Annotated in this window: 1 protein-coding gene; it reads right to left on the bottom strand. The window is 65.7% G+C overall.

The genetic code is table 11. The features are described from left to right. The coding region (ltrA, locus tag ACFYMU_RS33365) for a group II intron reverse transcriptase/maturase (RefSeq protein WP_388381473.1) at positions 1-1,388 on the bottom strand (1,388 nt) is incomplete at its 3' end. Positions 1,389-2,030 lie beyond the last annotated feature (642 nt).

The raw sequence follows: 2,030 nt of genomic DNA, 5'->3' as shown, positions 1-2,030 counted from the left end.
GCGAATTTGATGAGGAAGGCGCCGCTGTCGCGGTCGCCGAACACCCACCGGTCTCGCCGGGACGGGTGGAACCTGCCGAAGTACCGGGCCGCGACCCAGTGACTCGACTTGTTGCGGTGACGACGTCTGGCCCATTTGAAGGTCAGCCGCCACATGTAGTGATCCAGCGACGAGAACGTCGTCGTGGATGCCACCGCCCGGTAGTAGGCAGCCCAACCGCGAACGATCGGGATCAGCCTGCGCAACACAGCCTCGGCATTGGACCCGTGCAGGGCCTTCACCTCGGTCCGTAATCGCGCCCGGAGCCTCGCGCAAGCCGCCGTGCTCGGCTTGATGATCAGCTTTCCGCCCGTGCGGCGGACGGTGAAACCGAGGAAGTCGAACCCCTTATCGAGGTGGACGACCTGAGTCTTCTCCTCGTTGAAGCGAAGACCCCTCGGCTCCAGCCAGTCCTCCAGCCAGGCCCTGACCTGGTGCACCTGTTCCTCGTCGTGACAGAGCACGACGAAGTCGTCGGCATACCTCACCAGCACCGGAGTGCCCGGCATGGCGCCGGGCTCACGCCCGGCCCGCACCGTGTATTGGCACCCTGCGGCCTGTTCCAGTCCGTGCAGAGCAACGTTCAGCAACAGTGGGCTGATCACACCGCCCTGAGGAGTGCCCTCCTCGGTCGGTGCGAACCGGCCGCGGTCGATCACGCCCGCCTTCAGCCAGCCGCGGATCAAGTCCCTGGCGGGGAACTGTCCGAGCATGGTCATGAGGTGGGTGTGGTCGATGCGGTCGAATGCCGCCGACAGGTCCGCGTCCAGGACCCACAGACGCTTCGGGTTCTTGCCCTTCACCGTCCAGAAGATCGCGGATATCGCGTCCTGGCAGCTGCGGCCGGGCCGGAAGCCATAGGACCTCGGCTCGAACCGCGCTTCCCACTCGGGTTCCAGCGCGTTCTTCACGCGAGCCTGGAGGACCCGGTCACGGATGACCGGGATGCCGAGTGGTCGCTGTTTCCCGTTGCTCTTCGGGATGAACACTCGCTTGACCGGCCTGGCCTTCCAGGGCTTCGACGACCGATGGATCTCGGCCGCCAAGGTGCCTCTCGCCTTCGCCGTGAGGGCCTGTTCCCCGTCGATGCCAGCGGTCAGGCGACCACTGCTCTGCTGCGTCACCCGCTTCACGCTGATCAGCGTGTTGCTGCGGCTTCGCAGCATGAGCTTCTGCAAGTTGCAGACCTTCTCCAGGTCGCCGTCCCGCGTTGCCTTGAAGATCCTCTGCCTCAGCCGCCGTACGTTCTTCTCGCAGGTGGCCCAGTCGATGCCGTGCCAGTCGGGTAAGTCGTCCTCGGGTCCGTTCACCGCAGGCGCGGACGTCACGACAGGTGCCGTGATCTCCATGTTCGCCTCCGGTGTCTAACTTGTCCCTCGGTTCCGGCTTCCTTGCAGTGGTGACTTCAAAGGCTCACCTGATCCACGTGGGCGCCCTTTCGGGCCGGGCCACCAGGACCCGTATCCGGCGAGTTATGCGAGAGCGGGTGAAGGTCCCGATCTCCCGGTTTCCTCCGGCCTTTCGGCCTGCCGGCCTTCGCTTCTTGGATCTTCCTTCTCCCGCCGGGGACTTCAGCCTCCCTTGCGGTCGGCCTACCAAGCCGGTGGCTTGGACCTCGACGGGGTTTCCACGTTCCGCACCAGTAAGACGCGGCTGGGGTGGGCGCCCCCTCTACCCCGGGACCAGCGGTGTCCTCCCTCCGGGCTCAGTTACCCGGAGGTCGCTCGGTGCCTTGCAGCACCGGGTCCTGTGACCGCCGCCAGCACGCCATCGACGCGGTCTCAAAGTCACGGGGCATCATCGAGGGTTCACTTGCGTTCGCCCGTCCAGCCTTCCCCTCGCCTGTTGCACCCCGATGGCCGGGACGCTCTTGGGCTTGAACGCTCCGCTTCACACCCCGCCGTTACCAACGACGCATGGGAGCGCGGGGACGGGCCTTGGACACTGGCCCGAAGATCAGCCGATCGATACCTCCTTCACGTGGCTGGACT

It is taken from the genome of Streptomyces sp. NPDC007264 (assembly GCF_042869095.1).
In the GTDB taxonomy this organism is placed as follows: domain Bacteria; phylum Actinomycetota; class Actinomycetes; order Streptomycetales; family Streptomycetaceae; genus Streptomyces.
This window is presented reverse-complemented; position numbering and strand designations above follow the sequence as displayed.